This window comes from Arachnia sp. (assembly GCF_057238465.1).
Window position 1 is genome coordinate 93,210 of record NZ_DBHHFZ010000008.1, and the last position, 25,321, is coordinate 118,530.

Annotated in this window: 23 protein-coding genes; 9 read left to right on the top strand and 14 right to left on the bottom strand. The window is 67.9% G+C overall.

Translation table 11 applies throughout. The annotated features are described in order from the left end of the window. Positions 1 to 65 precede the first annotated feature (65 nt). Both ACO6D6_RS09675 and ACO6D6_RS09680 read right to left on the bottom strand, forming a co-directional pair. Positions 66 to 329 (bottom strand): GlsB/YeaQ/YmgE family stress response membrane protein, encoded by a 264-nt coding sequence (locus tag ACO6D6_RS09675; RefSeq protein ID WP_484785054.1) that lies wholly within the window; start codon positions 327 to 329, stop codon positions 66 to 68. A 67-nt stretch (positions 330 to 396) separates the two neighbouring features. Continuing rightward, complete coding sequence (locus tag ACO6D6_RS09680; protein ID WP_484785055.1) at positions 397 to 1,629, bottom strand: phospholipase D-like domain-containing protein; 1,233 nt, start codon at positions 1,627 to 1,629, stop codon at positions 397 to 399. A gap of 30 nt (positions 1,630 to 1,659) precedes the next feature. Here ACO6D6_RS09680 and pcrA point away from each other — a divergent pair, with 30 nt between their 5' ends. Continuing rightward, entirely contained in the window at positions 1,660 to 4,056 is a 2,397-nt protein-coding gene (gene pcrA, locus ACO6D6_RS09685) for a DNA helicase PcrA (RefSeq protein WP_484785056.1), read from the top strand. A 58-nt stretch (positions 4,057 to 4,114) separates the two neighbouring features. On the opposite strand, the gene ACO6D6_RS09690 is transcribed toward pcrA, so the two are convergent. Both ACO6D6_RS09690 and ACO6D6_RS09695 read right to left on the bottom strand, forming a co-directional pair. Next, a complete protein-coding gene (locus tag ACO6D6_RS09690) occupies positions 4,115 to 5,185 on the bottom strand; it encodes a M23 family metallopeptidase (protein WP_484785057.1) in 1,071 nt (356 codons plus the stop codon). Between the two features lie 190 nt (positions 5,186 to 5,375). Further along, a complete protein-coding gene (locus tag ACO6D6_RS09695; RefSeq protein ID WP_484785058.1) occupies positions 5,376 to 7,220 on the bottom strand; it encodes a hypothetical protein in 1,845 nt (614 codons plus the stop codon). A 102-nt stretch (positions 7,221 to 7,322) separates the two neighbouring features. On the opposite strand from ACO6D6_RS09695, the gene ACO6D6_RS09700 reads away from it, so the two are divergent. Beyond that, positions 7,323 to 8,606 (top strand): cell division protein PerM, encoded by a 1,284-nt coding sequence (locus tag ACO6D6_RS09700; RefSeq protein WP_484785059.1) that lies wholly within the window; start codon positions 7,323 to 7,325, stop codon positions 8,604 to 8,606. Between the two features lie 91 nt (positions 8,607 to 8,697). On the opposite strand, the gene ACO6D6_RS09705 is transcribed toward ACO6D6_RS09700, so the two are convergent. Next, a complete protein-coding gene (locus tag ACO6D6_RS09705) occupies positions 8,698 to 9,870 on the bottom strand; it encodes a TIGR04053 family radical SAM/SPASM domain-containing protein (RefSeq protein WP_484785060.1) in 1,173 nt (390 codons plus the stop codon). Between the two features lie 214 nt (positions 9,871 to 10,084). Here ACO6D6_RS09705 and purN point away from each other — a divergent pair, with 214 nt between their 5' ends. The 5 genes from purN (at position 10,085) to ACO6D6_RS09730 (ending at position 14,406) form a co-directional block, all read left to right on the top strand. Further along, positions 10,085 to 10,660: a phosphoribosylglycinamide formyltransferase gene (gene purN / locus ACO6D6_RS09710; RefSeq protein ID WP_484785061.1), complete on the top strand. Its 576-nt coding sequence runs from the start codon at positions 10,085 to 10,087 to the stop codon at positions 10,658 to 10,660. Next, positions 10,657 to 12,213 (top strand): bifunctional phosphoribosylaminoimidazolecarboxamide formyltransferase/IMP cyclohydrolase, encoded by a 1,557-nt coding sequence (gene purH / locus ACO6D6_RS09715; protein WP_484785062.1) that lies wholly within the window; start codon positions 10,657 to 10,659, stop codon positions 12,211 to 12,213. Before purN ends, purH begins: the two co-directional genes overlap by 4 nt. Before the next feature lie 13 nt (positions 12,214 to 12,226). Continuing rightward, the gene (locus ACO6D6_RS09720) at positions 12,227 to 13,090 is read left to right on the top strand and encodes a bifunctional methylenetetrahydrofolate dehydrogenase/methenyltetrahydrofolate cyclohydrolase (protein WP_484785063.1); all 864 of its coding nucleotides are present in this window, start codon (positions 12,227 to 12,229) and stop codon (positions 13,088 to 13,090) included. Continuing rightward, positions 13,071 to 13,355, top strand: coding sequence for a DUF3017 domain-containing protein (locus ACO6D6_RS09725; RefSeq protein ID WP_484785064.1), 285 nt, complete (start codon positions 13,071 to 13,073; stop codon positions 13,353 to 13,355). Before ACO6D6_RS09720 ends, ACO6D6_RS09725 begins: the two co-directional genes overlap by 20 nt. Before the next feature lie 61 nt (positions 13,356 to 13,416). Continuing rightward, entirely contained in the window at positions 13,417 to 14,406 is a 990-nt protein-coding gene (locus ACO6D6_RS09730; protein WP_484785065.1) for a malate dehydrogenase, read from the top strand. Positions 14,407 to 14,871: 465 nt separating this feature from the next. Here the strand turns inward: ACO6D6_RS09730 and sucB are convergent, their stop codons facing one another. Together sucB and ACO6D6_RS09740 are read right to left on the bottom strand one after the other, a co-directional pair. Next, the gene (gene sucB / locus ACO6D6_RS09735) at positions 14,872 to 16,629 is read right to left on the bottom strand and encodes a 2-oxoglutarate dehydrogenase, E2 component, dihydrolipoamide succinyltransferase (RefSeq protein ID WP_484785066.1); all 1,758 of its coding nucleotides are present in this window, start codon (positions 16,627 to 16,629) and stop codon (positions 14,872 to 14,874) included. A gap of 60 nt (positions 16,630 to 16,689) precedes the next feature. Then, positions 16,690 to 18,093 (bottom strand): dihydrolipoyl dehydrogenase, encoded by a 1,404-nt coding sequence (locus ACO6D6_RS09740; RefSeq protein WP_484785067.1) that lies wholly within the window; start codon positions 18,091 to 18,093, stop codon positions 16,690 to 16,692. A 37-nt stretch (positions 18,094 to 18,130) separates the two neighbouring features. Here ACO6D6_RS09740 and ACO6D6_RS09745 point away from each other — a divergent pair, with 37 nt between their 5' ends. After that, the gene (locus tag ACO6D6_RS09745) at positions 18,131 to 18,457 is read left to right on the top strand and encodes a hypothetical protein (RefSeq protein ID WP_484785068.1); all 327 of its coding nucleotides are present in this window, start codon (positions 18,131 to 18,133) and stop codon (positions 18,455 to 18,457) included. 110 nt (positions 18,458 to 18,567) lie between these two features. On the opposite strand, the gene ACO6D6_RS09750 is transcribed toward ACO6D6_RS09745, so the two are convergent. From ACO6D6_RS09750 to ACO6D6_RS09770, 5 genes are all read right to left on the bottom strand, one after another. After that, entirely contained in the window at positions 18,568 to 19,281 is a 714-nt protein-coding gene (locus ACO6D6_RS09750; protein ID WP_484785069.1) for a hypothetical protein, read from the bottom strand. Between the two features lie 162 nt (positions 19,282 to 19,443). Beyond that, complete coding sequence (locus ACO6D6_RS09755) at positions 19,444 to 19,926, bottom strand: hypothetical protein (protein WP_484785070.1); 483 nt, start codon at positions 19,924 to 19,926, stop codon at positions 19,444 to 19,446. After that, positions 19,923 to 20,819 (bottom strand): SDR family oxidoreductase, encoded by an 897-nt coding sequence (locus ACO6D6_RS09760; protein WP_484785071.1) that lies wholly within the window; start codon positions 20,817 to 20,819, stop codon positions 19,923 to 19,925. The genes ACO6D6_RS09755 and ACO6D6_RS09760 overlap by 4 nt, the downstream gene beginning before the upstream one ends. Continuing rightward, positions 20,816 to 21,418, bottom strand: a complete 603-nt coding sequence (locus ACO6D6_RS09765) for a TetR/AcrR family transcriptional regulator (protein ID WP_484785072.1) — start codon at positions 21,416 to 21,418, stop codon at positions 20,816 to 20,818. Before ACO6D6_RS09765 ends, ACO6D6_RS09760 begins: the two co-directional genes overlap by 4 nt. A gap of 194 nt (positions 21,419 to 21,612) precedes the next feature. Beyond that, positions 21,613 to 23,106 carry a leucyl aminopeptidase gene (locus ACO6D6_RS09770; protein WP_484785073.1) on the bottom strand — a complete coding sequence of 498 codons (1,494 nt, stop codon included), beginning with the start codon at positions 23,104 to 23,106 and terminating at the stop codon, positions 21,613 to 21,615. A gap of 127 nt (positions 23,107 to 23,233) precedes the next feature. Here ACO6D6_RS09770 and rocF point away from each other — a divergent pair, with 127 nt between their 5' ends. Further along, a complete protein-coding gene (gene rocF / locus ACO6D6_RS09775) occupies positions 23,234 to 24,151 on the top strand; it encodes an arginase (protein WP_484785074.1) in 918 nt (305 codons plus the stop codon). Between the two features lie 153 nt (positions 24,152 to 24,304). Here the strand turns inward: rocF and ACO6D6_RS09780 are convergent, their stop codons facing one another. Continuing rightward, entirely contained in the window at positions 24,305 to 24,511 is a 207-nt protein-coding gene (locus ACO6D6_RS09780) for a hypothetical protein (protein WP_484785075.1), read from the bottom strand. Then, positions 24,508 to 25,245 carry a DUF3043 domain-containing protein gene (locus tag ACO6D6_RS09785; protein WP_484785076.1) on the bottom strand — a complete coding sequence of 246 codons (738 nt, stop codon included), beginning with the start codon at positions 25,243 to 25,245 and terminating at the stop codon, positions 24,508 to 24,510. The genes ACO6D6_RS09780 and ACO6D6_RS09785 overlap by 4 nt, the downstream gene beginning before the upstream one ends. Positions 25,246 to 25,321 lie beyond the last annotated feature (76 nt).

A 25,321-nucleotide genomic window follows, 5' to 3' on the forward strand; every position in this document is an offset into this window, starting at 1 on the left:
GCTTTCGAGACGTGGTTCGCGGGATCACCCTGACGGGTGATCCCGCGAACACAGGTCTCCTGATATCAGGCCTTGCGTTTCTTGAACCAGCCCTGCACAGCCAGGATGATGATGGCGCCGACCACGGAGAAGATCAGGCCCTTGATGGAGAAGATCCCCTGGTAGGAGGAATCGAAGATCAGCTGGCCGAGCCAACCGGCGAGAAGAGCACCGAAGGCTCCTAGGGCAGCAGTGGCGACCCAGCCGCCGCCTTCCTCCCCGGGCATGATCGCCTTGGCGATCGTGCCGCCGATAAGACCGATGATGATGTACGCGATGATCGTGAACATGTACCAAGTATGCCCCACGGAGGGGATGAACACCGTCAGGTGAACCCCCGGTTCATCCCCGTTTCGGTCAGAACAGTGGACGCCAGGGGCTGAGCAGGGATTCAGCGAACTTCTTCCACCAGGGCCGGCGGAGCCAGGCCTCGGCGGTCAGCTCCACGGTGTTGTCCTCGTCGACGGAGAAGATGTGTTCCATGTGGGCGGCCACGTCGCGGTCGGTGATCTCGAGGTTCGCCTCGTAGTTGCCCCACAGGCTTAGGCGGTCCAGGTTCGCGGTTCCGATGGTCGACCAGGCGCCGTCGATCACCGCGGTCTTCGAGTGCACCATCGCCCCCTGGTAGAGGAACAGACGGATTCCGGAGTTCAACAGGTCGGTGTAGAAACCCCGCGACAACCAGTCCGCCACGGCGTGGTTGGAACGGTCGGGAACGATGATCCGGACATCCACCCCGCGTTTCACCGCGTCACGGAGCGCGGCCACCAGGTCCTCGTCGGGGATGAGGTAGGCGTGGGTCAGCCAGATGCGTTCGGTGGCGCGGTCGATGGCCTCGAGGTACATGTTGCGGATCGGGTAGACCTGAATCCGGGGCACGTTCCGGTGCACCTTCAACGGGGATTCCCAGCGCCGCTGCTGATCGTTGGAAAGCTTGGGCAGCCCCTGCCGGCAGGCGTTCTGGTTCCAGAAATCAACGAAGGCGTTCTCCAGTTCCGCAGCCCCCGGCCCGATCACGCGGGCGTGGGTGTCGCGCCACTGCTGCGCGTACAGTTTGCCGATGTTGTAGCCGCCGATGAACCCCTTCTCGTGGTCGACGATGAGAAGTTTCCGGTGGTCGCGTCCCCAGGTTCTTGGTGACCAGGGTTTCGGGAAGGCCGGGTGCCGGAGCGCGAGCACCCCCTCCGGCATGTTGAAGAAGCGACGCGGCACCACGAGGTTCGCGAAATCGTCCCAGATGACGTTCACCTCGACCCCACGGGCCGCCGCCCGGCCCAGCGCATCCTTGAAGGCCTCACCCACCTCGTCGGATTTCCAGATGTAGGTTTCGAAGTTCACCACCTTCCGGGCCCCCTCGATGGCGGCGAGCATGTCACGGTAGAGCTCCTCGCCGAAGGTGTAGACGGTGACCTCGTCCTGGCCGACGGCCACCGGTTTGGCGGGGGAGTAGGGGAAACGCCGCAGCTTCCGGTGCTTCTTCCGCAGCGACTCCCACCCGGTTATGCCGATCATGAAGGCGATCTGCGCCAGCAGCAGGCCGACGCTTATCCGGGGAATCGCGACACGGAGGAACCTCAGGACTCGCCTCATGACGGCCAAGCCTATTACGGTGATGGCACGATGTCTGACTCCCTCTTCCCCGATCTTGCCGCCGTTTTCGCGCCCGACGAGGCGGCCGTTGCCAAACCTTCTCCGCGGGCTGCGGCGCGGGCCGTCGATGAGAGGGAACTGCTCGAGGACCTGAACCAACCGCAACGGGAGGCAGTGCTCCACGCCGGTTCCCCCGTGCTGGTGGTGGCCGGTGCCGGTTCCGGCAAGACGAGGGTTTTGACCCGGCGCATCGCCCACCTGGTGGGGGTCCGGGGCGTGCATCCCGGCGCCGTGCTGGCCATCACCTTCACCAACAAGGCCGCCGCCGAGATGCGGGAGCGGGTGGCCGAACAGGTCGGGAACCGGGCGAAGCTGATGTGGGTCTCCACCTTCCATTCGGCCTGCGTGCGCATCCTGCGTTCCGAGATCGACCGGTTCGGCATCGCGAAATCCTTCTCCATCTATGACGACACCGATGCGAAACGTCTGGTGTCGCTGGTGATGCGGGACCAGGAACTCGACCCGAAACGGTTTCCGGTGCGTGCGGTGATGAACGCCATCAGCGGCTGGAAGAACGACCTGGTGGACTTCGAGACCGCGAAGGAGCAGGCCTCGGGGCCGGTGGAGAAGGCCAACGCCGAGGTCTACGAGGACTACCAGGCGCGGTTGAGGGCCGCCAACGCCCTCGACTTCGACGACCTGATCATGACCACAGTGAACCTGTTCCAGGCGTTCCCCGAGATCCGCGAGAAGTACCGCCGAAGGTTCCGTCACGTGCTGGTGGACGAGTACCAGGACACCAACCACGCCCAGTACGCCCTGATCCGCGAGCTCTGCGGGCAGACCACCTCTCCGGCCACCGGGGCGCCGACCGTGGAACCGGCCGAGCTGATGGTGGTGGGTGACTCGGACCAGTCCATCTACGCCTTCCGGGGGGCGACGATCCGCAACATCCTCGATTTCGAGAAGGACTTCCCGGGGGCCCGGACGATCGTGCTGGACCAGAACTACCGCTCCACCAACACCGTGCTCCAGGCCGCCAACGCGGTGATCGCCAGGAACCGGGGGCGCCGCGACAAAGCGCTGTGGAGCGACTTGGGGGATGGCGCCCCGATCGTCGGATGGGTGGCCGACACCGAACACGACGAGGCGCAGTTCGTGGCGGGGGAGATCGATCGGCTCGTCGACCAGGGTCGTGCCCGCTACGGCGACGTTGCGGTGTTCTACCGGACCAACGCCCAGTCCCGGGCCCTTGAGGAGGTTTTCATCCGCGTCGGGATGCCCTACCGGGTGGTCGGTGGGGTGAGGTTCTACGAACGCCGTGAGATCCGCGACGCCATCGCCTATCTACGGGCCATCGCGAACCCTGCCGATGACGTGTCGGTGCGGCGGATCCTCAACGTTCCCAAACGCGGTATCGGGGATCGGGCGGAGGCCGCGGTCTCGTCGCTGGCAGCTGCGGAGCGCATCTGCTTCTTCGAGGCCCTCTCCCGCAGCGAGGAGGCGCCGGGCCTTGCCACCCGGTCGGCGAAGCAGATCCGCGGTTTCGTGGACCTGATCGAACGGCACCGCGTCAGGATGGCCCAGGGCGATCCCGCCGACGAGATCCTCACCTCGGTGCTCACCGAATCCGGGTATCTCGCCGAGTTGCAGAACTCCACCGACCCCCAGGACGAGACGCGCCTGGAGAACCTGGAGGAACTGGTGAACGTGGCAGCGGAGTTCGTTGCCGCCGCGACCGCCGTCGATCTCGACGAGGAGAACGAATCCGGGTTGGCGGCTGGAATGCCCGAACCCGATGCCTCGCTGCCCGCCTTCCTGGAGCGGATCGCCCTGGTGGCGGACTCCGACCAGGTGCCGGAAGGGGAGGAAGGACAGGGGGTGGTGACCCTCATGACCCTGCACACCGCGAAGGGCCTGGAGTTCGACACGGTGTTCCTCACCGGCATGGAGGACGGCGTCTTCCCGCACCTGCGCGCCATGGAATCACGGGACGAACTAGAGGAGGAACGCCGGCTGGCCTATGTCGGCATCACGCGGGCTCGTAAACTGCTGCACCTGTCCCGCGCGACGGTGCGGGTCACCTTCGGACAGCCGGCACACAACCCGGCATCCCGTTTCCTGGAGGAGATCCCGGCGGGGTTGATGGACTGGCGTCGTCTCGGGGAGGCCCCCACCACCTGGGCGGCCAGCAGCGCGGAACGCAGGTCACGGACCAGGGATGCGCTGAGTTTCGGGTCGGGTGGGGGGAAACGCCCGGCGGTCAGCGACCTGGCGGTCGGGGATCGCGTGGCGCACACGGCCTTCGGGCTCGGAACGGTGCTGGCCGTTCACGGCACCGGTCCGAAGCAGCAGGTGGACGTGGATTTCGGTTCCGCGGGAAAGAAACGCCTCGCAATCAGCCACGCCCCCATGGAGAAGCTGTAGAAAAACCTCCCGGCCCCGCGCCGATGCGCGGGGCCGGGAGGGAATCAGGAATTCACCGCTACCGGATCGTGACGCCCTGGCTGCGCAGGAATGCCATCGGGTCGGTGGCCTTGTAGACGTCGCCGGGGGTGGTGCCCGGCGGGTAGTACTCGAAGTGCAGATGGGCACCGAAGGAGCGGCCCGTGACACCGACGTAGCCGATCAGGTCGCCGGCCTTGACGGCCTGTCCGGGTTTCACCACGACCTGGGACTGGTGTGCGTACAGGGTGGTGCCGCCGTTCAGGTGCATGATCACCACGTTGTTGCCGGCCCAGGAGGCGGCGGTGGGGCTCAGCACGATGCCGGATGCGGCGGCGTAGATGGGGGTGCCCACGGGGGCCGGGAAATCCTGCCCCGTGTGGTAGCGGGACCAAGAACCGGTCTGGCCGAAGCTGGCGCCGATGGTGTAGTTCTCCTTGACGGGCATGGAACCGCCCCCGGCGGCAGCGGCGGCCAGGTCGGCGTTGGAGATCTGGGAGGGGTCGACGCCGGCCTTCTTGAGTGCCGTGCGTGCGCTGCTGAGGCGTTCCTCGGCCTGCTTCTTCTCGGCCTCAAGTTTCTCCGCCTGTGCGGCCACGAGCTTGAGGTCGGCCTCCATCAGCTGTTCGCGTTCAGCGGCGGTTTCGTTCGCGCTGGTCTCCAGGGCGCTGTCGCGGGATGACTTCAGGGATGCGTCGTGCTCCTTGGCGTTCTCGTCGGCAACGGCGGAGTCCAGGTTGCCGCGGGCCCCGGAGCGGGAGGAATCACCCGAGTGACCGAAACCCTGCTCCACCGCCTGGGCGGCGGCATCCGGGACGGCGGCGTCGCTGGCCACCTGATCGGACACGATCTCGTTCCCGGAGGTCCGGGAGTACCAGGCCCAGCTGAAGAGGGTGCCGACCGCCAACAGGCCGGCCAGACCGGATGCTATCGAGACCCGGCCGAGACGTCGGCGGCGCCTCGTGGGGGGAGCCGTGGAGGCCTCCACGACTTTGTTCAGATCGGACTCCTCGTCAGAGAGGCCGGAACAATCGACCTCGACCATGGCCCGTTTCGGGGCGCTGGCCATCTCGGTGTGATTCAAGGCTGTTCTCCGCATCTTGATGGTCATCCGACGGAAACCCTAGCAATTCTCAGCAAGCTCTCAAAATCATGGATTCAGTCCGGGTTTTTCCTGATCCGACCGGGCATTCGACCAGTGCAAACCCTGACCATCCCGACGGCACACGCGAACCGGATTTCCCCTGGACGCGCGCAGTCCGGCGCGCCGCGACCGGGCGTGTGACCTCCGCCCCGGGCCGTTATCCCTGGGTGATGCGCTGGCCGACCCTGACGGCCAGGGTCTTGAGCTGATCCTCGGTGAACTTGCTTTCCCCGACACCGGTGAACAGCAGGTAGCTGACGGCCGTCCCGGACCTGGCAACTATCACCTGGTGCGGCCGCTGGGCGCCGTCGTCGGAGACCTGCTGTTTCACCTCGAAGAGCCGGGCCGTCACCGCGGGGCCGTCGCTGCCGTCGGTGGCCACGGGGCTCAGTTCCGTGACCTTGGACGCTGCGACCCTTTTGGCGCAGGAGGCCAGATTCTCCGAGAGCAGATCCCCGAAGGTGGTTGCGGCGGTCTCGTCGGCGAAGGCGAAACGGTACTGGGTGATGCCGAAAACCTTGAAGGCCTCGTCGGCGGAGCCGACAGTGTAGGAGCGTTGCTTGCGGTCGGTGGGTCCCTGCTCGCTGGTCAGGTTCAAGCCCTCACAGCCCATCCCGGAGGACTCCACCTCCTTCAGGCCGCCGCCGCTCCAGGCCAGGTGACCGGGGGCGATGATCGGGATGTCGTTCGGGATAAGCCAGCCCTGCGGGCTGGCGGCGGGCGGGGCGGCCGGGGTGACCGTGGGAGTGCCGGGGCAGGTGCCGGCAGCGGCTTCACAGGTAGCGGTCAGAGGGCGTTGCAGGGCGCTCACCGCGCCCTTCGGGTCGACGGCGCCGTTGTTCCGGGCCACGTCGAGCAGGCTGATCACCTTGCCGGTGCGCACCAGCAGGATCGTGTGGTGCTGGGCGATGTCCTCCTGGACGACGCTCATCTGCAGCACATCGTCGCCGAGTTCGGTGATGGTCGAGGAGCCCGTGATCAGGGCAGGTATCGCGGAGCAGGACGCCAGGGAAGTGGCGCGCTGCTCGTAGACCTTCTTGGTGGTCTCCTCGTTGGCGTAAGCATCGACCTGGTGTATGAGGGCCAGCTTGTCCTCCTGCTGCGTTCCAATCGCGCGCTGGAGGGTGACCGTCGTGTTGATCTCCGCCGGGTCGGAGTCCAGGCAGTTCACCTTGCGGAGCGTTTCCTTGCCCTTCTCCGTGATGGTCTGGGTGATGCTCCAGCTGGCGGCCGGTTCGATGAGGGCCGCATCCGAGGTGTCGAGGAGCGAGGTGTCAGCGAGATTGACCGGGTCGCTGTTGACATCCGAGGTGCTCGGGTTGGCGCTGCCGGCGGCACCCGGACCTGCTGATCGGGAGAACACGAAGACCCCGCCCGCTATCAGGACGGCCGCCGCGATGGCAGCCACCACCCACGTGGTGACAATCCGCTTGTGGTGCGAGAACCAGCCCGTGGAGGCCGCGGATTTCTCGCGGCGACTCCTCCGGGTTTCCTTCTCCCGCCGGAGGCCGTCGGGTTCCGGTTCGGGTTCGGCGGCCCGGGCGGGGGAGCGATGCGCCGCGGCCCGGGGCTGAGGGGTTTCCGGGACCGGCTGGGAGTGCTGCTGCTCGGGCCAGCCGTCCCAGGAGGAGGTGGACTGCTGAGCCTGGCGTTGGGGACTGCGCGGTGGCGGTGTGGGGGAAACCGCGGCGTGAGTGGCGGTTGGGGATCCGGAGTCACGGTCCGTCGGGGTGGTCTCGTCGTCGAGCCCGTCCCATCTTCTGGCTCTTCTGCCGGGTCCGGAACCCGGCGTGGCCCGCCGCTCCTTGCCGGGCAGGACCGGGGCCGGGACAACGGTTTCCTGAGGGGATGAGGGAGGGCGGGTGAACGGCGAGTCGATGTCATCGGCGGCGCCGCGTCGGGCCCGGCCTGCGTGCCCGCTGCGTGTATCGTCGACGCCATCCGGCTGGGCGTCGTCCGTCGAGAAGGCCCTGCGGGGACGCTGCTTGCCGGAGTCAGTCATGTTCACCTCCACGCGGACGACGAACCGCCTTCCGGGCGGCATCTCACTGGTACAGGTTACCCATGACTTCGGTGATCTGTCGGATCAAGGAAGGAGGCTGGTGTGGCGGAACGTGGTTCCCGGCATCGGATGATAGCCGTGGATGTGGCTGAGGCCGCCCGTGTCGCGAGGCCTCAGATGACCATCCCATGGTTCACATTGACCCCGCTGGGAGCGCTCGCGGTGGTTGCCGGGGGGTGGCTCCTGATGGCGGGTCCTGCGGCGCTCGGGTGGTTGACCTCCCCGAACTCACAACTGCCCGATGCGCTCGGGCTGGCCTCCCGCGCATTGCTGCTCGCCAACGGTTCGGCGACCATGATCGGGGGGCAGCTGGTCAGTATCGCGCCGCTTGGCCTGAGCCTGGTCCTGCTGCTGCTCGGGATCCCCGTCGCCGGCTTGGCGGCCCGTTCCGCTCTCGACGAAACCACCGATCTGCAGACGCTGGTGCTGAAGATCGGGGGAACCTACGCGGGCACCTATGTCGCCTCCATAACCCTGATCGCGTTCGTCGTCCCGGAGACCTCGGTGTTCCGGGCGCTGCTGGGAAGCCTCCTGCTCGGGGGCATCTCCGGGTTGTGGGGCGCTGCGCGTGCCGTCGGGTATGACCCCGGTGAGCAGTTGCCCCCGAGGCTGCGTTCGTTGCCCCGGGCGGTCGGGGTGGCCGTCCTCACCTGCGTGGGGACCGGGGCCGCGCTGCTCACGGTCGTGCTGATCCTGGGGCGTGATCGCATCGCCGGTATCTCCGACGGACTCGGTGGTGACGTCACTGCGGGAATCCTGCTCGTGGTCATGCAGCTGATCTGGCTTCCGAACCTGGTCATCTGGGCCATGGCCTGGGCGCTGGGAGCGGGAGTCGCCCTGGGGGAGGGGACGCTGCTCAACATGAACGGGACGAGCCTCGGATTCCTCCCGTCCATTCCCGTGCTGGGGGCGGTTCCCGCACCGGGCCCGGTGCCGGACCTGGTCTGGTTGTGGTTGCTGGGCGGAGCGGTCGCGGGGGTGCTGGCGGGGCTCATCGTCGCACTGAACCGGTCCTCCGAGCGGTTCTACGAGACCGCGCTCGCCGGAGGCGCGGCCGGGATCGCCGCGGGTGCCCTGCTGTTCCTGCTGGCCTGGTTCTCATCGGGCGGTCTGGGAACGCATCGTCTCTCCCACATGGGGGTCAGGCTCGGCAGCCTGGCGATCACCGCCCCCTGCATCCTCGGGTTGTCCGGGTTGGTGACGGGCCTCGTGGTGGGACTCGCCAGGCGGGAGTGGCCGACTTGGCGGAGGGTCGACACCGAGGCCGAGGAGGAAACCACCAGACAGCGCCGCGGGAAGGACAACGGGGCATCGGGGAAGAACTGATCGGCTGCGGCGCCCCGGTGACCCAGCGGCGGTGGATCGGGGCGCAACCCCAATCGGGACCTGCTTTCCGGGAAGGACGTCAATCGGCGTTTCAGTGGGATGGCAGCGGCTTCGGGGAGAGATGCGGTTCGTGGGCGCAGAAGGGTTCCTCCGCCAGGTAGTCGCCCGTCATAGCGTAGGCGCGGGCCCGTGAACCGCCGCAGAAGGAACGGTATGAGCAGACACCGCACTTGCCCTTCAGGAGGCTGCGGTCCCGCAACGTCGTGAACAGCGGGGAGTGCCGGTAGACCTCCTCGATGTCGTCGGTTCGGATGTTGCCCGCCTTGATGGGCAGGAAACCCGACGGGTAGATGTCTCCGACGTGGGAGATGAACATGAAGCCGTCGCCGTCATTGACGTTGCGGGCGCGGCCGATGCCGTCCTGCTGCGAGTAGTGCATCCCGGAGGTCAGCACGTCCAGGTCGGTGTCCGCCCCGGCCCGCGCCTCGGCGCGTTTGCGCTGCATGACGACCCGCGAGTACTGGGGCGCGGCGGTCGCCTTGATGTCGAAGGCAGCGGTCTTGGACAGGTCGTAGAGCTGGTTGAAAACGGCCTCGAACCCTTCGGCCGAGGCGACGTCCTCCTTCCTGGCACGCCCCATCGGCACCAGGAAGAAAACCTCCCAGAAGACGATTCCCAACTCCGTCATGAGCCGGCACATGGCTTCCATGTCGTCGAGGTTCGCCTTGCGCACCACCGTGTTCACCTGGGTGGTCAGGCCGATCTCCTGGGCCTCGCGGAGGATGCGCAGGCCATGCGCGAAACTGCCCTCCACCCGGCGGAACTCGTCGTGGATGGTCGCGTTGGACCCGTCGAGGCTGACAGCCAGCCGGCTCAGGCCCGCGTCCTTGAGGGCCTGGAGCTGCTCACGTGAGGCGAGCGAAGTGGTGGCGGGGGTGATGGCCATGCGCAGTCCGATGTCGGCTCCGTGCCGCACCAGTTCGATGATGTCGGGACGTTTGAAGGCGTCCCCGCCGGAGAAGACGAACACCACGCGCCCGAACTTCCGGACGTCGTCGAGGAGCTTCAACGCCTCCGCGGTGGTCAGTTCGTTCGGGTTGCGCAGTGGTTGCGCGGAGGCGCGGCAGTGCCGGCAGGCCAGGTCGCAGGCCTGGGTGGTCTCCCAGATCACTATGAACGGGGCTCGGTCGAAGTCCAGGTTCGGGCGGGCTCCGAAAGGTTTCCCGTGCGGATGCCCGGGTCGGTGCGAATGGGGATGCGGCATGCCTCGACGCTAGCGGATATTGCGTTGACGTGGTTGCAGGATCGTGTGTCGCCAACCAGTCAACGGGTCTTTTCGGGGTGTGGCCTCACCCTGCGGGAAGAAGCCGGTGGTGCCAACTGGCGGGTGGTGGCCGATGGCGATGTCCTGCTCCGCGACCGGTGAAACTCTCTTGGCCGGTTCCGGGTGGCGTGAGGCTCGGCGCTACGGTTGTTCGGTGACGACTCGCGTGGTGGTGCTGGTTTCCGGCTCGGGGACCCTGCTGCAGGCTCTTCTCGACGCCGTTTCGGCGGGGGAGGTGGATGCCCGGGTCGTGGCGGTGGTCTCCGACCAGCCCGCCGCCCACGCCCTGGAACGGGCCCGCGCCGCGGGGGTGCCCGCCGTCGCCCATCCCTACGCAAAGGGATCGGACCGCGACGTGTGGGATGCCGAACTGACCGGGATCGTCGCCGGTTTCGAACCGGACCTGGTGGCCTCGGCGGGGTTCATGAAGCTGCTGGGGGCCAGTTTCCTCGCCCGTTTCGGGGGACGCACCATCAACACCCACCCCGCGCTGCTGCCCAGCTTCCCCGGGATGCACGGGCCGAGGGATGCCCTGAACCATGGGGTGAAGGTCTCCGGTGCCACGGTCTTCCTCGTGGACTCCGGGGTGGACACCGGTAGGATCCTGGCGCAGGGGGCTGTCGATGTGTTGCCCGATGACACCGTCGAAACGCTTCACGAACGCATCAAGGTGGTGGAACGCCGCCTGCTGGTGGAGACCGTGCGTGCCTGGAACGAAGGAGAGAAATGACCGATCGGATTCAGCTGCGCCGCGCGCTGCTCAGCGTCTACGACAAGGAGGGCCTGGAGGAGCTGGCCACCGCCCTCCACGCCTCCGGGGTGGAACTGGTGTCCACGGGATCCACCGCGACCCGGATCGCCACGGCGGGGATTCCCGTGACCCCCGTCGAGCAGTTGACGGGATTCCCCGAATGTCTCGACGGTCGCGTCAAGACACTCCATCCGCGCGTCCACGCCGGTATTCTCGCCGACCGCCGCCTGCCCGCCCACGTCTCCCAGCTGGAGGAGCTCGGCGTCGCCCCCTTCGACCTGGTGGTGGTCAACCTCTACCCGTTCGAGGCCACCGTCGCATCCGGTGCCGGGACCGACGAATGCGTTGAACAGATCGACATCGGCGGGCCCTCGATGGTGCGTGCCGCCGCGAAGAACCACCCGAGTGTCGCGGTGGTCACCTCCACATCGCAGTACCCCGCCGTCCTGGCCGCCCTCACCGAGGGTGGTTTCACCCTCCAGCAGCGCCGCGACCTCGCCACCGAGGCCTTCCGCCACACCGCCTCCTACGACATCGCCGTGGCCTCCTGGATGGGGGCCAACGTGGCCACCCCGGCCGGGGACGGGTTCCCGGACTGGCTGGGCGCGGCCTGGGAGAAGAAGCAGGACCTGCGCTACGGCGAGAACTCCCACCAGGCCGCGGCCCTCTACACCTACCCGCCCGGTCCGGAGGGAATCGCCCAGGCCGAGCTGCTGCACGGCAAACCCATGAGCTACAACAACTACACCGACGGGGAGGCCGCCCACCGCGCCGCGGGCGACTTCACCGAGCCGTGTGTCGCGATCATCAAACACGCCAACCCGTGCGGGATCGCGGTGGGTTCCGACATCGCGGAGGCCCATCGCAGGGCCCACGCCTGCGACCCGGTCTCCGCCTTCGGTGGGGTGATCGCCGCCAACCGTCCCGTCACCGTGGAACTGGCCGAACAGATCAAGGACATCTTCACGGAGGTGGTGATCGCCCCCGGTTTCGAACCGGAGGCCCTGGCGATCCTCACCGCGAAGAAGAACCTGCGACTGCTGAAGGCCGCCCCGTACACGCACCGGGAACGTGTCCTGCACCCCATCTCCGGGGGTGCCCTGCTCCAGCGACCCGACCGCATCGACGCGCCCGGCGACGACCCCGCGAACTGGGAACTCAAAGCGGGGGATGCGGTCGACGAGGCGACCCTGGCCGACCTGGTCTTCGCGTGGCGGGCCTGCCGCGCAGTGAAGTCCAACGCCATCCTCCTGGCCCACGACGGTGCCTCCGTCGGCGTCGGCATGGGCCAGGTGAACCGCGTCGACTCGTGCCGCCTGGCGATTGAACGCGCCGGGGAGCGGGCAGCCGGGTCGGTGGCCGCATCCGATGCCTTCTTCCCCTTCGCCGACGGGCCGCGGATCCTGATCGACGGTGGCGTCCGGGCCATTGTCCAGCCGGGCGGTTCCCTGCGCGACCGGGAAACCATCGACCTGTGTGCCGAACACGGCGTCGCGCTGTACTTCACCGGTACCCGTCACTTCTTCCACTGAGCAGGGGGTGCGAATGACCGCGGGGATCCTTGACGGCAGGGCCACGGCCGCCGCCATCAAGTCGGAACTGAAGCAGCGGGTGGGCCGGCTCCGCTCCTTGGGGGTGGTGCCCGGGCTGGCGACGGTGCTCGTCGGTGACGACCCGGCCAGCCAGAACTACGTGCGCATGAAACACCGCGACTGCGAACAGGTGGGCATCGCCTCCATCCGGGTGGAGCTGCCCGCCGACGCCACCGCCGCGCAGCTGGAGGAGGCCATCGCGGCGCTGAACGCGGACCCCGCCTGCACCGGCTACATCGTGCAGCTTCCCCTGCCGGGACATCTCGACGAGAACCGGGCGCTGGGGTTGATCGACCCGGACAAGGACGCCGACGGGCTGCACCCGATCAACCTGGGGAGGCTCGTGCTGAACGAACCCGCCCCCCTGCCCTGCACCCCCCGCGGCATCGTGGAGCTGGTGCGTCGCCACGGCATCGAGTGGCGGGGGGCGGATGTGTGTGTGGTGGGTCGCGGCATCACGGTGGGGCGTCCCCTCGGGCTGATCCTGACCCGCCGCAGCGAGAACGCCACGGTGACCCTGTGCCACACCGGCACCCGCGACCTGGCCGAACACACCCGGCGGGCCGACATCGTGGTGGCGGCGGCGGGGGTGCCGGGCATGGTCACCGCCGACATGATCCGCCAGGGCGCGGTGTGCATCGATGTCGGAGTCAGCCGGGTCGAGGGCAGGACCACCGGGGATCTGGCGCCGGAGGTGTGGGGCAAGGCGGCCTGGGTCACCCCGAATCCCGGCGGGGTGGGTCCCATGACCCGCGCCATGCTGCTCAGCAATGTTGTCGACCGCGCCGAGGTGCTTCATGCCGACCCCAACGGTTAACCGGCTCCCCACCAATCCGTGGCCGCTGGCGGCCGTGCTCGGGGTGTTCGCGGTTGGTGTGTTGATCGCGGGTTTCGGGAGCTGGCGTTACGGGGCGGTGGTGATGGCCGCGGCGACCCTGCTCGCGGGGGTTGCCCGGATGCTCCTGCCGCGCCGCGTCTCGGGTCTGTTGGTGGTCCGGCGTCGCTGGATGGACATCACCATCCTCTTCAGCCTGGGTATCGCGATCGGTGTGCTGGCGCTGGTGGTTCCCCCCGGCACATGAGGCGTGATGGCGGGCGATAGGCTCGTAGGTGGACATCACCGTCGAGAGAAAGGTCCGCACGATGAGCACTGAGGCTCCCGTCAAGATCGCAGTGACCGGCGCAGCCGGCCAGATCTGCTACAGCCTGCTGTTCAGGATAGCCAGCGGTTCCCTGCTGGGCGATCGGCCCATCGAGCTGCGTCTGCTGGAGATCACCCCGGCCCTGAAGGCCTTGGAGGGTGTCGTCATGGAACTCGACGACTGCGCCTTCCCGAATCTGAAGAACGTCGTCATCGGCGATGACCCGAAGAAGGTCTTCGACGGTGTCAACCTGGCGATGCTGGTAGGTGCCATGCCCCGCAAGGCCGGCATGGAACGCGGCGACCTGCTGAGCGCCAACGGCGCCATCTTCACCGCCCAGGGCAAGGCCCTGAACGAGGTGGCCGCGGATGACGTCCGTGTGCTGGTGACCGGCAACCCCGCCAACACCAACGCGCTGATCGCATCCAGCAACGCCCCCGATATCCCGAAGGAGCGTTTCAACGCCCTCACCCGCCTGGATCACAACCGCGCGAAGTCCCAGCTCGCCCAGAAACTCGGCTGCCCCGTCGAGGAGATCAAGAAGATGACCATCTGGGGCAACCACTCCTCCACCCAGTACCCCGACATCTTCCACGCCGAGGTGGGCGGGAAGAACGCCGCGGAACTGGTGAACGACGAGGCCTGGATCGAGTCCACCTTCATCCCGACGGTTGCCAAGCGCGGCGCGGCCATCATCGAGGCCCGTGGTCTGTCCTCCGCGGCTTCCGCGGCGAACGCCACCGTTGAGCACATGCGTGACTGGGTGCTCGGCTCTCCTGAAGGTGACTGGGTTTCCATGGCGGTTCCCTCCGACGGCTCCTACGGGGTCGCCGAGGGTGTCATCTCCTCCTTCCCGTGCGTCGTCAAGAACGGCAAGTACGAGATCGTCCAGGGCCTCGAGATCGATCCGTTCTCCCGTGCCAAGATCGACGCCTCCGTCGCCGAGCTGTTCGACGAGCGCAAGGCGGTCAAGGAACTCGGCCTGATCTGATCCGGCAGGGATCAAAAAAAGGTGCCCGGCGGTTTCCGCCGGGCACCTTTCGTTGAACGCCTTCGGGGGTGGTTGGTTGAGCCGGTCTGTGAGCGTCAGCGAGTGGGGCGTGTCGAAACCGTCTCGTATCAAGTTGGTTGAGCCGGCCTGTGAGCGTCAGCGAGTGGGGCGTGTCGAAACCGTCTCGTATCAAGTTGGTTGAGCCGGCCTGTGAGCGTCAGCGAGTGGGGCGTGTCGAAACCATGGTGACCTTGTGCGGGGGTCTTGTGGTCGGGCTTGTTGTCTGGCTGCTTGGGGTGGTTTCGACTCGGGTCGCTCGTTCCTCGCGATCCGGCTCAACCGGCTTTGGGGAGGTGTTCGCGACCACCGGCTTGGGGGAGGTGCTCGCGTGCTGGCTCAGTCGGCTTGAAAAATTTTGGCCCGGGTTGCTCCTTTGGGGCAACCCGGGCCAAACAGTTCGCAGGATCAGAGACCCAGCTCGCCGGCGAAGTCACCGGCTTCCAGGCGGGCCTTGATCAGGCTGAGGAAGCGGGCGGCCTTGGCGCCGTCGATGAGGCGGTGGTCGTAGGTGAGCGACAGGTACATCATGTCCCGGATGGCGATGGTGTCGCCGCCCAAGGCATCGGTGACCACAACGGGCCGCTTCACCAGCGCGCCGGTGCCGAGGATCGCGACCTGCGGCAGGTTGATGATCGGGGTGTCGAACAGGGTTCCCGCCGAGCCGTAGTTGGTGATGGTGAAGGTGCCACCACTCAGCTCGTCGGGGCCGACCTTCCCTGCGCGGGTGCGGGCCGCCAGGTCGCCGATGCGCTTGGCCAGCCCGGCCAGGTTCAGGTCCCCGGCGTCCTGGATGACGGGAACCATCAGGCCGCGATCGGTGTCGACGGCGATGCCGATGTTCTCCTGCGACGCGTAGGTCACGGTCCCCGCCTCGAAGTCGGCCGACGCGTTGAGCGCGGGCATCGCCTTGAGGGCCTCGATCGTGGCCTTCGTGATGAACGGCAGGTAGGACAGGGAAGCGCCCTCGCGCTTCTTGAAGTCGTCCTTGGCGGCCTTGCGCAGCTTCGAGATGGCGGTCACGTCCACCTCGACTGTGGCGGTGAGCTGCGCTGCCACCCGCAGCGATTCAGTCATCCGCTCCGCGATCACCTTGCGCATCCGCGACAGTTTCTCCGTGGTGCCGCGCAGTTTGGCGGCCTCCTCCGAGACTTCGGCAACCTGGGGAGCAGCGGCAGGCGCGCCCGCTTTCGCGGCTGCGGTGGGAGTGGGAGCGGCAGCGGCCTTCTTGGCGGCCTCCGCGGCATCGAGGATGTCTTGTTTGCGGATGCGGCCGCCGACACCGGTGCCCTGGACGGAACCCAAGGAGATGCCGTGCTCTGCGGCGAGCTTGCGGACCAGGGGGGTGACGTAGACCCCTTCGTCGGCGGAGGCGCGGCGCGCCGCGACCGACGCGACGGGTGCCGGGGGAGCGGCGGGTGCCGCAGGTGCAGCTGCGGGTGCCGGGGGAGCGGAGGGAGCCGGGGCGGGTGCCGCCGGCTCAGCTGCGGGTGCCGGGGGTGCTGCGGGAGCGGGTGCCGGGGGTGCTGCGGGAGCGGGTGCCGGGGGTGCTGCGGCAGCATCGCCGACCAGCGCCAGGACGGCGCCGACCTCAGCCACGTCGTCCTCGTTGAACCTGATCTCCAGGAGGGTACCGGCCACGGGGGATGGGATCTCGGTGTCGACCTTGTCGGTGGAGACCTCCAATAGGGGCTCGTCCACCTCGACGGTCTCGCCGACGGCCTTCAGCCAGCGGGAGATGGTGCCTTCGGTGACCGACTCACCCAGGGCCGGCAGTACCACCTCGGTTGCGTCGCCCGCGGGGGTGGCCTGCGGCGCGGCGGGTGCCGGAGCAGGAGCGGGGGCGGGTGCCGGAGCGGGTTCGGGTGCCGGAGCGGGTTCGGCGACGGGCTGGGGTGCGGGCGCTGCCTGCGGGGCGGGAGCCTCACTGGTCTCGCCGATCACCGCCAGGACGGCGCCGACCTCAGCCACGTCGTCCTCGTTGAACCTGATCTCCAGGAGGGTACCGGCCACGGGGGATGGGATCTCGGTGTCGACCTTGTCGGTGGAGACCTCCAATAGGGGCTCGTCCACCTCGACGGTCTCGCCGACGGCCTTCAGCCAGCGGGAGATGGTGCCTTCGGTGACCGACTCGCCCAGTGCTGGGAGTGTTACTTCGGTTGACATGTGAACATTGGCTCCTTTTGTGTCTGGCGCGTCGCTATCCGCTCCAAGCCTATCCTTCAATCAGGCCTGCATGTGTAGGGCCGACCCGGCGAGGGCGAGGTTTGCCTCAGCCAGCGCCTCGCTGAGGCTCGGGTGCGGGTGGACCAGTTCCTTCACGTCTTCGGGGGTGGCCTGCCAGCCCACCATCAGGGTACCCTCCGCCACCAGTTCCGCTATGTCATCGCCCACGACGTGCACGCCGACGAGCGCGCCACCCGGACGCCGGATCACCCGCACCAGTCCCGCGTCGCGGTCCCCGGGGGCCAGCATCAGGGCACGGGCATTGCCGCGCAGGTCGAAGTCCGAGACCTCGCAGCCACCGGTCGCCGCGGCCTGCTCCCGGGTCAGACCCACCGATGCGAGCTGCGGACTCGAATAGGTGATCCGGGGGATGTCGCGGTCCTCGGGGGGTCGTGGCCGGATGGGACGCCCGCCCGCCAGATGGGCCAGGTGCTCGGCCAGGAAGATGCCGTGCGCGTAGCCGCGGTGCGCCAGCTGCGGGCCCGCGATCAGATCCCCGACCGCGAACACCCCCGCCGCGGTCGTGGCGAGCTCCCGGTTGACCTTCACATGGCCCGTTGACGCCACGGTGACGCCCGCCTCCTCCAGGCCCAGGCCGTCGGTGACGGGGCGTCTCCCGACCGCGATCAGCGCGACATCCGCGGTGACGGTCCCGTCGGTCAGTTCCAGGTGCACCTGGTCGCCGTCGCGGACGATGCCCTCGGCCTTCGTCCCGAGCCGCAGGTCGACACCCCGGGCCCGCAGGCGTCGTTCCAGCACGGCCACGAGGTCCGGGTCCTCGGTCGGGAGCAGGCGCGGCGTGGCCTCCACCAGGACCACGTCGACCCCCAGGTCGCGCCAGAGGGATGCGAACTCGACGCCGATCACGCCGCCACCCAGGATGACCGCCCGCCCGGGAAGCCGTTCCAGGCGCAGCGCGTGTTCGCTGGTGAGGATGCGTTCCCCGTCGGTCGGCAGACCCAGCGTCACGGGGGCCGACCCGGTTGCCAGGACGACGTTGCGGGCACGCAACAATTCCCCGTCGACATCAAGGGCAGGTCCTTCGGCATCAACCACCAGCCGGCCGTGTCCCGGGACCACTCGGATGCCGCGGGAGCGGATCAAGCCGGTCAGCCCGCGGTGCAACCCCGAGACCAGGGAGTCCGCGAAACCCCGTACCTTGGCGGCGTCCACACCGGTGAGGATGGCGCCGATTCCCAGCCGGTCGGCCTTGGCGACGGTGGTGCGGGTCTTGGCCGCCTGCAGCCACGCCTTGGTGGGCACACACCCCCGGTGCAGACAGGTGCCACCCAGCTCCCTTTCCTCCACCAGCGCCACGTCCAGCCCGAGCTGTGCGGCCCGCAGGGCGGTCGCGTAGCCGGCGGGGCCGCCGCCCAGAATGGCCAGGTCATGAACTTGCGTCATGCGGGACAGTCTTCCATCCTCCCGGCATAATGTCCGGGTGGGTTGGTTCTCGAAGCGCAAGGTCGCTGCAAAGGTCGCCAAGGAACAGAGGGAAGTGGATGGTGTGCTCCTCGACCATCTCGATGGTTTCGTGACCACCCGGCGGGGCGTCGAGGCCTGGCTGGAGCAGCCGACCAGCTTCAACAAACCGTCGATCCTGCTGGTGGCCGCCGACGGGGAATCCACCCGGCGCGCCATCCCTTCAATCGCCTTCGGCTACGACTTCGCATCCCGCCACGACATTCCCGCCTACGACGCGGGCGTGGTGCCGTATCCGCAACGCATGCGCGAATACGGGGCGAGGAACAAGAGGATCTCCGGATAGAGCCGGTTCCAGCAGAGGATTCGCGGCTCGAATCAGCCGAGAAAACGCCCACCCAATGCGCGGCGGCCCGCGGTTTCCCAGCCCGGGGACCGAGTCGGGCCCGCCGCAGGTCACGGCACGGGAATGCCGGGGGCGACTCGGGCGCTGCTGATTCCCCGGTTGCTCTTTCCCAAGCGGAAACGTACTCGTCCCTTCAGAACTGTTCCTGATGTGGCCCTGCCGTCCACCAAGGGTTCTGCGGGGAAAAGGGTGAACGTCCAGGTGTCGTTGTAATCGCTGTCGGGTATCGTTCCGGCCGGTGATTGAAGCAGGCGTGCCCCCCACAACTGGCGGGTCATGGCATCGCGGGTGTCGTGTCCCAGAACCTCGAAACGTCGCCGCTCAGCATCCCGGACATCCGTGTGGCTTCCCGCCGAGATGCCCTGGGGACCGATGACCGAGACGAACGGGGTCCACGGGACCCCGGGGAGGGTGAGATCGACGCCTTGTCCCAGCGCGGGGTCCACGAAATCCTCGCTGAGGCCGGGGCTCTGCTGTTTCCGGACCGCAGAGGGAAGATGGGAACGGGTGTCAATTTTTCTCGGGGAAGGGACCAGCAGCAACCCGAACTCCGTCCTCTCCCCGAACCGGAATGTCGCGAAATGTTCCCGGAGCGCTGCTACCGCCCGTTCGGTGCGTTTCCACCAGTCATCGTCCTGGATGTCTTCGAGATGTTCTACCGGGGTGGGTAGCCCTCGAACCGCGAGCATTTCCCGGACAGCCGGACCCATCCATCCCGACCGGGCCATGCGGTCGAGTTCGCTTTCCCGGAATGTCATGTGCATGGGGGCTCCTGGGTTTCGCATCGACGGATCAGGCGCCTTCCCGGGTCGGTGGGGTGGCGCCGGGTGCCGCTTCAAGCTATCAGTCACGGGGTGTTTTCGTGGGGACGAAGTGGCGATGCCCAAGGGTCTCGGCGCGGCGCTCCCCGAGTGTGTGCCCGGGAGTCATTGCCGATCATCGAGGAAACGCAGAATGGCCTCGGCGCTGCGCCGTGCCCCGTCGGTGCCTTGCATCAGGGCGGCCAGTTCTCGCGCGCGTCGCCGCAGGGTGGCGTCGGTGAGCAGCCGTTCCACCAGGGAGGGGATTTTGTGCCGGCGGATGTCACGCATCGTGAAGGCCAGCGCGTTGCCGAAGTCCACGCATTCTTCGATGTTGAGTTTCTGCTCCATCTGCATGCCGATGCCTGCGAAGGGGACACCCGAGGCGCAGGCCGTCTGCACCGTCTCCTCGCCCCGTGGATGAGCGACGCATCGAGTTGCCAGCGCGTGATCAGGTCCAGTTCGTTTCGCACCCGGGTGCGCACCGTGTGCGTGGTGAACGGAAAGCGCAGCGAACGCCCCCTGTGCGAGGGCGAAGAACCTGGCGGCCAGGGCATCGTCCGCCTCGGGGGCGAGAAGGTAACGCCGCCCGGGCGTGCCGGAGCTCACGGATTCCCGCCGGGTGGGGATGCGATGCGCCCGGCCTGCTGGGCGAAGAACTCGCCGATCCTCCGGCTGCCGGTGCGTTCCGCGACGCTGTCCGTGCGCATGTTCCACGCCAGGAAACGGAGCATGTCGGCCCTGTGCGGCGCGAAGGGACGGGCCAGCAGCGCCACCACGTCCAGAGTGCGGGAGGGCAGGCGGGTGATCCTGGGGCGGGTGCCGAGGGCCTTGAACGCCAGTTCGGCGATCTCGCGGAAACTCAGCTCCTCCGGGCCGCCGACCTCCCTGGTGCCGCCGTCGCCCCGGCAGAGGTGGTCGACGCACACCGTCGCCAGATCCGCCCCGTGGATCGGGGTGATGCGCGCCCCGGGTGCCGTCAGCGCCACCCGGCCCCGGTGCGCCATCAGCAGCAGCTGCGCCAGGTCGGAGAAATAGCCGCTCGGACTGATTACCATTCCCGTCACCGGTGAGGAACGGAGCTCGGCCACGAAGGCGCACTTCGCGCGGGTGAGTCGCGCCGGGCACCGCTCCGCCCCCAGCGCATGCACGTACAGGAAACCTCCCACCCCGTTCCTCTCCGCGGCTCGCAACATGCCGAGGTTGGCGCCGTGATCGATCTTCCACGGATCGGTTCCCTGCCTGGTGACCCCGAGCGCCGAGACGACGCTGCTCACGCCTGCGGTCAACCGGTCCGGGAGGTCCGGATCCCGCACATCGCCGACGATCTGCTCGTCGATCAGACCCGACAGCGCGGGGGCGCCCCAGGCGCCGGGGTTCTCCGCGCGCCGTGCGTCCCGGACCACGGCCCGGATCCGGCGACCGCGCCGGTGCAGTTCCGCGGCGAGATGGCGTCCCAGATACCCGGTGGCGCCCAGCAGGAGCACGTCCGGGGCGTTCACCGATTCGCCGCCTTGAGCATCCGGGTCAGGAGCAGGCCGGTGATCCGGGCGCTGTCGTCCATGTGCTCGGGATGGGCGGCGAACCACCGGTCCAGCGCCACCACCATGTTCCACGTGAGTTCCGCATGGAGATCGGCCGGGAGATCCCGCTCGAGCTTTCCGAGGGTGCGGCCGCGCTCCACCATGAACGTGCACCACTGGTGGGCGGTCCGTTCGAACCGGTCCCGCGTCGCCGACGGTGGCGCGTCGCGCAGGTGGAAGATCACGGGAACGGCGGCCAGGTCATCGTCGCGGCAGGCCCTGCCGAGAGCATCCACGAGGGCGAGAACGGTGGGCCAGTAGTTCTCGGCGGTGAGGGTTCCGGGATCGGTCACCTCGATGCGGGCCGCCAGCAGGGCCAGGCCGTCTGCGAGCGCGGCGTCGAACAGCGCTTCCTTCTCCTGAAAGAAATGGTAGAAGGAGCTGCGGGGGAAATCGGCCTCCGAGAGGATCTGTTGCAGAGAAGCGCCGCGGTAACCGTGGCGGGCGAAGTGGGCGCGGGCGGCGCGCATCAGGCGGGCGCGGCGCTCGGGGGCCAGGGGTTTCCGGGGGCGCGGCATCCTCGCTGCTCCTTCTCGTTGATCCGGGATGGTGCGAGGATACCTATTTCTGGACCGAGTTGTCCAGAAATTCTGTCAAACGGAATCCGGAGGTGTGTTCCCGGTGCTCGCCTCCCGGCCGGGAGACGAGCACCGGGAAACGACCGCGGGGCACCGATCCGTGGTGCCCCGCGAAGCCGTTGTGGCTGGAGCTCTCAGCCGGCCAGCTGGGTCGCCAAGGCCACCAGCGTGCGCACCGCGGCGCCCGTGCCGCCGAGCGGCGTGCAGCCGTACGGGGACTCGTCGTTCCAGGCCGGACCCGCGATGTCCAGGTGCGCCCAGGAGACACCCTCCGGGACGAAGTGCTGCAGGAAGGCGGCCGCGGTCAGGGCGCCGCCGTAGCGGTTCTTGCCGCCGGAACGCAGGTCCGCGATGTCCGATTTCAGGCCCTCGCGGAGGTCGTCGGTGATCGGCAGGTGCCAGAACCCCTCACCGGCGACCTCGGCGGCGTCGAGCAGACGATCGGCGGTTGCGTCGTCGCTGGCCATGAGCCCGGCGGTGCGTTTTCCGAGAGCCACCATGCAGGCCCCGGTCAGGGTGGCGACATCCACGATCAGGTTCGGGGAGTCGGTTCCGGCCCGTCCCAGCGCATCGGCCATCACGAGCCGGCCCTCGGCGTCGGTGTTGACGTTCTCGACGGTGGTTCCGTCGAACATGGTGAGCACGTCACCGGAGCGGTAGGCGGTACCGGAGGGCAGGTTCTCGGCCATGGCCGCGTAGGTGGTGACCTTGACCGGCAACCCGAGCGCCGCGATGGCCCGGGTGGCGGCGATCACGGCGGCCGCTCCTGACATGTCGCAGGTCATGGAGGCCATCTGCCCGGCGGGTTTGATGTCCAGGCCACCGGAGTCGAAGGTGATGCCCTTGCCCACCAGTGCCAGGTGGAATTTCGCGCCGCGCGGGGCCCAGGTGAGACGGAGCAGGCGCGGGGACCTCGACGAGCCCCCGCCCACCGCCAGGATGCCGCCGTAGCCGCCCTTGGCGAGTGCCTTCTCATCGAGGATCTCGACCCCGACCTTGAGGTCCGAGACGTGGGCCTTGGCCGATTCCGCGAAGGTTTCGGGGTAGAGCAGGTTCGGCGGGGTGTTGATCCAGTCGCGGGCCTGCACCACGGCGGCCGCGACGACCCCGGCCTCCTCGACGGATTCCTTGAGCTGGGCGCGTCCGGTCACGAGCGTGATGGTGGCCACGGGGGTCTTATGGGGTTTCTGGGTGATGCGGGGAATGCGGTAGGTGCCCAGCACTGCGCCCTCGGCGGCCGCCCTCGCCAGTTCGGGGTCGTGCAGTTCGAGGGAGATGGTGACGTTCAGGTTCTCGGCGTCCTTCGGGTCACTGATCTTCCGCAGGGCAACCCCACACGCGTGCCTGAGGGCGGATGGGGTGACGTCGACATCCCCCAGGCCGACCACGACGAGTCGCTGGGGGATGGGGGGCAGGGTGACCAGTGCGCCGAGCTCGCTGCGGGCACCCAGCGCGATGGCGGCCTCCAACAGCGATGACGGGAGCTGCTTGCTCCAGGCCTTCTCCAGATCCGCCGGCACCCCGACGAGGGTCGGGGTCCCGCCGACGCTGGTGAGGCCGATCACGACGACGTCGGCGTCCCGGTCAATGCTCTTTGCGGTTTTCAGGGCGGGGATGTTGGTGCTCACCGGGCCAGCTTAGAGGCTTTCCGGCAGGAGCCAGGAAGCGAACGGGGTCCACCCCGGAACCCGCGGGAAACGAAGTTCTTCGTGGCGACTCGTTTCCGTGGCGACCGAGTCGCCTAGCATCGTCATCATGAAACTGACCCTTATCGGAGCCCCCACTGACATCGGCGCCAGTGTCGCGGGCTGTCGCCTCGGACCAGGGGCGTTGCGTGTCGCCGGCATCGGGAAAGCCCTGCGGGCCTTCGGAGTTGATGTCCGCGACGCGGGCGACGTCACCGGGCCGCCGAATCCCCAGAGCCCGCCGGTGGACGGCTACCGCCACCTGCCGGAGGTGATCGAGTGGAACCGGGCGGTGCGTGACGCCGTCGCCGCCGAACTGGCGGAAGGCCGGATGCCGGTGCTGATGGGTGGCGATCACAGCCTTGCCATCGGCAGCATCAGCGCCATCGCCGCGCACTGCCGCAGGGTCGGCAAGAAGCTGCGCATCATCTGGGTGGATGCCCATGCCGACATCAACACCAATGAACTCACCCCCTCCGGCAACATCCACGGCATGCCGGTGGCCTGTCTGCTCGGCGACGGACCGGAGGAACTGACCGACATGTCGGACCGGAAACCCGCCATTGATGTGGACAACATCCGCCAGGTCGGGTTGCGCAGCGTCGATCCCGGCGAGAAACAGGTGCTCGTGGACAAGGGCCTCGAGGTGTACGACATGCGTTTCCTCGACGAGGCCGGCATGCGTCACGCCATGGAACGTGCCCTCCATGACATCGGCGAGGACACCCACATCCACCTCAGCCTCGACCTCGACTTCGTGGACCCGCAGGTCGCACCCGGGGTCGGGACCCCGGTCGTCGGGGGACCGACCTACCGGGAGGCGCAACTGGCCATGGAGATGATCGCCGACACCGGGAGGCTGGGCTCCATCGACCTGGTCGAGATCAACCCGGCACTCGACATCCGCAACACCACCGCCGAACTCGCCGTCGACCTCGTCGAGAGCCTGTTCGGCAAATCCACCCTGCTTCGTTTCACCGAGGCCTGAAAGCCCAATGCCCCGGTCCGGGGCCGGACGTGAAAGACAACGGGCCCACTGCATTCCCGGCGAAGAACTCCTCGCCGCGAAGCGGTGGGCCCGGTTGCGTGGGGCGTGCCCCCCGGGGCGGCCCGCCGAACAGGAAGGACCGGAAGCGGGCGGTCAGGACGACAAGGACATGGGCGGTTGGACCTGCCGGTCGTCATCCCAGAGGGCGACCTCGCTGACTCCGGCCTCCAGCAGATCGGACCAGTACATCCCGAGCCACTCCTCGGCCTCCGGCTGGCTGCCGAACTCGGGTAGCAGGTCCTGCGACCTGAGAGCGTCCACGTCATGGGTGCCTGCGGTCGGGCGCCACTGGTAGCTCATATCTTCTCCCCACGGTTGATCCGGGGCGTCGGCCGCCGGAAACGGCGGATCATCAACGACCGGTTGAACATGTACATCAACAATCCCCGGAGATTCGCTTTCGGGACGCGCTGCAGCAGGAGTTTCTTGAAACCCCGCCAGATGAACCACGTGTTGATGAAGCTCAGGATGAGCATCACCCACAGCCCGAGCCCGATGGAGACGCTGATCAGCGGCCACTGTGCCGTGGCCATCGTCCCGGCCATGATCAGGATCATCGCGGGGAACATGAACTCGGTGATCGTCCAGCGGGTGTCGACGTAGTCGCGGGCCAGAACACGTTCCGGTGACGCCTCCACCTTGTCCCAGGCCTCGACCCGTGCCTTGGCCTGGGCCTCGCGGTCGGCCTTGCGCTGCTCCTTCGGGCTCAGGTTCGGGTGCAGCCGCTGCATCCTCGCCGCCTCCGCCTGCTTGCGGGTGAGGGTCGGCTCCGACTTGCGCACCGGCTGGCGGCGGGTCACCTTCACCTTCCCGGACTCGGCCGGGGTCTTGTCCGGTGTCCCGGTCCCGGGTGCCGTCTCCCGGGGTTTCCGGTCGCCCCCGGCCTGCTCCTTCTTCTCCTCCGGGACGGTGGTCTCGCTTTCCGGGACGGTGGTCCCGGTTTTCTGGTCGGGTTCCGGTACCAACCGGGTCCGTTGATAGGGTTTGCGTCCCGGTTGATCGGTCTTGCGCTCGTAGGGGCGGAACAGTGCCACGGGATCTGCCTTCGGATGGATTGGGTGAATTCGGTTGGTCATTCTAACCGCCTGCCAACTTCAGGGGCCGAATCAG

Bases quoted from the DNA above. Each gene is read 5' to 3' on its own strand.
- ACO6D6_RS09675 (WP_484785054.1), bottom strand. From the start codon at position 329: ATGTTCACGATCATCGCGTACATCATCATCGGTCTTATCGGCGGCACG.
- ACO6D6_RS09680 (WP_484785055.1), bottom strand. From the start codon at position 1,629: ATGAGGCGAGTCCTGAGGTTCCTCCGTGTCGCGATTCCCCGGATAAGC.
- pcrA (WP_484785056.1), top strand. From the start codon at position 1,660: ATGTCTGACTCCCTCTTCCCCGATCTTGCCGCCGTTTTCGCGCCCGAC.
- ACO6D6_RS09690 (WP_484785057.1), bottom strand. From the start codon at position 5,185: ATGACCATCAAGATGCGGAGAACAGCCTTGAATCACACCGAGATGGCC.
- ACO6D6_RS09695 (WP_484785058.1), bottom strand. From the start codon at position 7,220: ATGACTGACTCCGGCAAGCAGCGTCCCCGCAGGGCCTTCTCGACGGAC.
- ACO6D6_RS09705 (WP_484785060.1), bottom strand. From the start codon at position 9,870: ATGCCGCATCCCCATTCGCACCGACCCGGGCATCCGCACGGGAAACCT.
- purH (WP_484785062.1), top strand. From the start codon at position 10,657: ATGACCGATCGGATTCAGCTGCGCCGCGCGCTGCTCAGCGTCTACGAC.
- ACO6D6_RS09720 (WP_484785063.1), top strand. From the start codon at position 12,227: ATGACCGCGGGGATCCTTGACGGCAGGGCCACGGCCGCCGCCATCAAG.
- ACO6D6_RS09725 (WP_484785064.1), top strand. From the start codon at position 13,071: ATGCCGACCCCAACGGTTAACCGGCTCCCCACCAATCCGTGGCCGCTG.
- ACO6D6_RS09730 (WP_484785065.1), top strand. From the start codon at position 13,417: ATGAGCACTGAGGCTCCCGTCAAGATCGCAGTGACCGGCGCAGCCGGC.
- sucB (WP_484785066.1), bottom strand. From the start codon at position 16,629: ATGTCAACCGAAGTAACACTCCCAGCACTGGGCGAGTCGGTCACCGAA.
- ACO6D6_RS09740 (WP_484785067.1), bottom strand. From the start codon at position 18,093: ATGACGCAAGTTCATGACCTGGCCATTCTGGGCGGCGGCCCCGCCGGC.
- ACO6D6_RS09750 (WP_484785069.1), bottom strand. From the start codon at position 19,281: ATGCACATGACATTCCGGGAAAGCGAACTCGACCGCATGGCCCGGTCG.
- ACO6D6_RS09765 (WP_484785072.1), bottom strand. From the start codon at position 21,418: ATGCCGCGCCCCCGGAAACCCCTGGCCCCCGAGCGCCGCGCCCGCCTG.
- rocF (WP_484785074.1), top strand. From the start codon at position 23,234: ATGAAACTGACCCTTATCGGAGCCCCCACTGACATCGGCGCCAGTGTC.
- ACO6D6_RS09780 (WP_484785075.1), bottom strand. From the start codon at position 24,511: ATGAGCTACCAGTGGCGCCCGACCGCAGGCACCCATGACGTGGACGCT.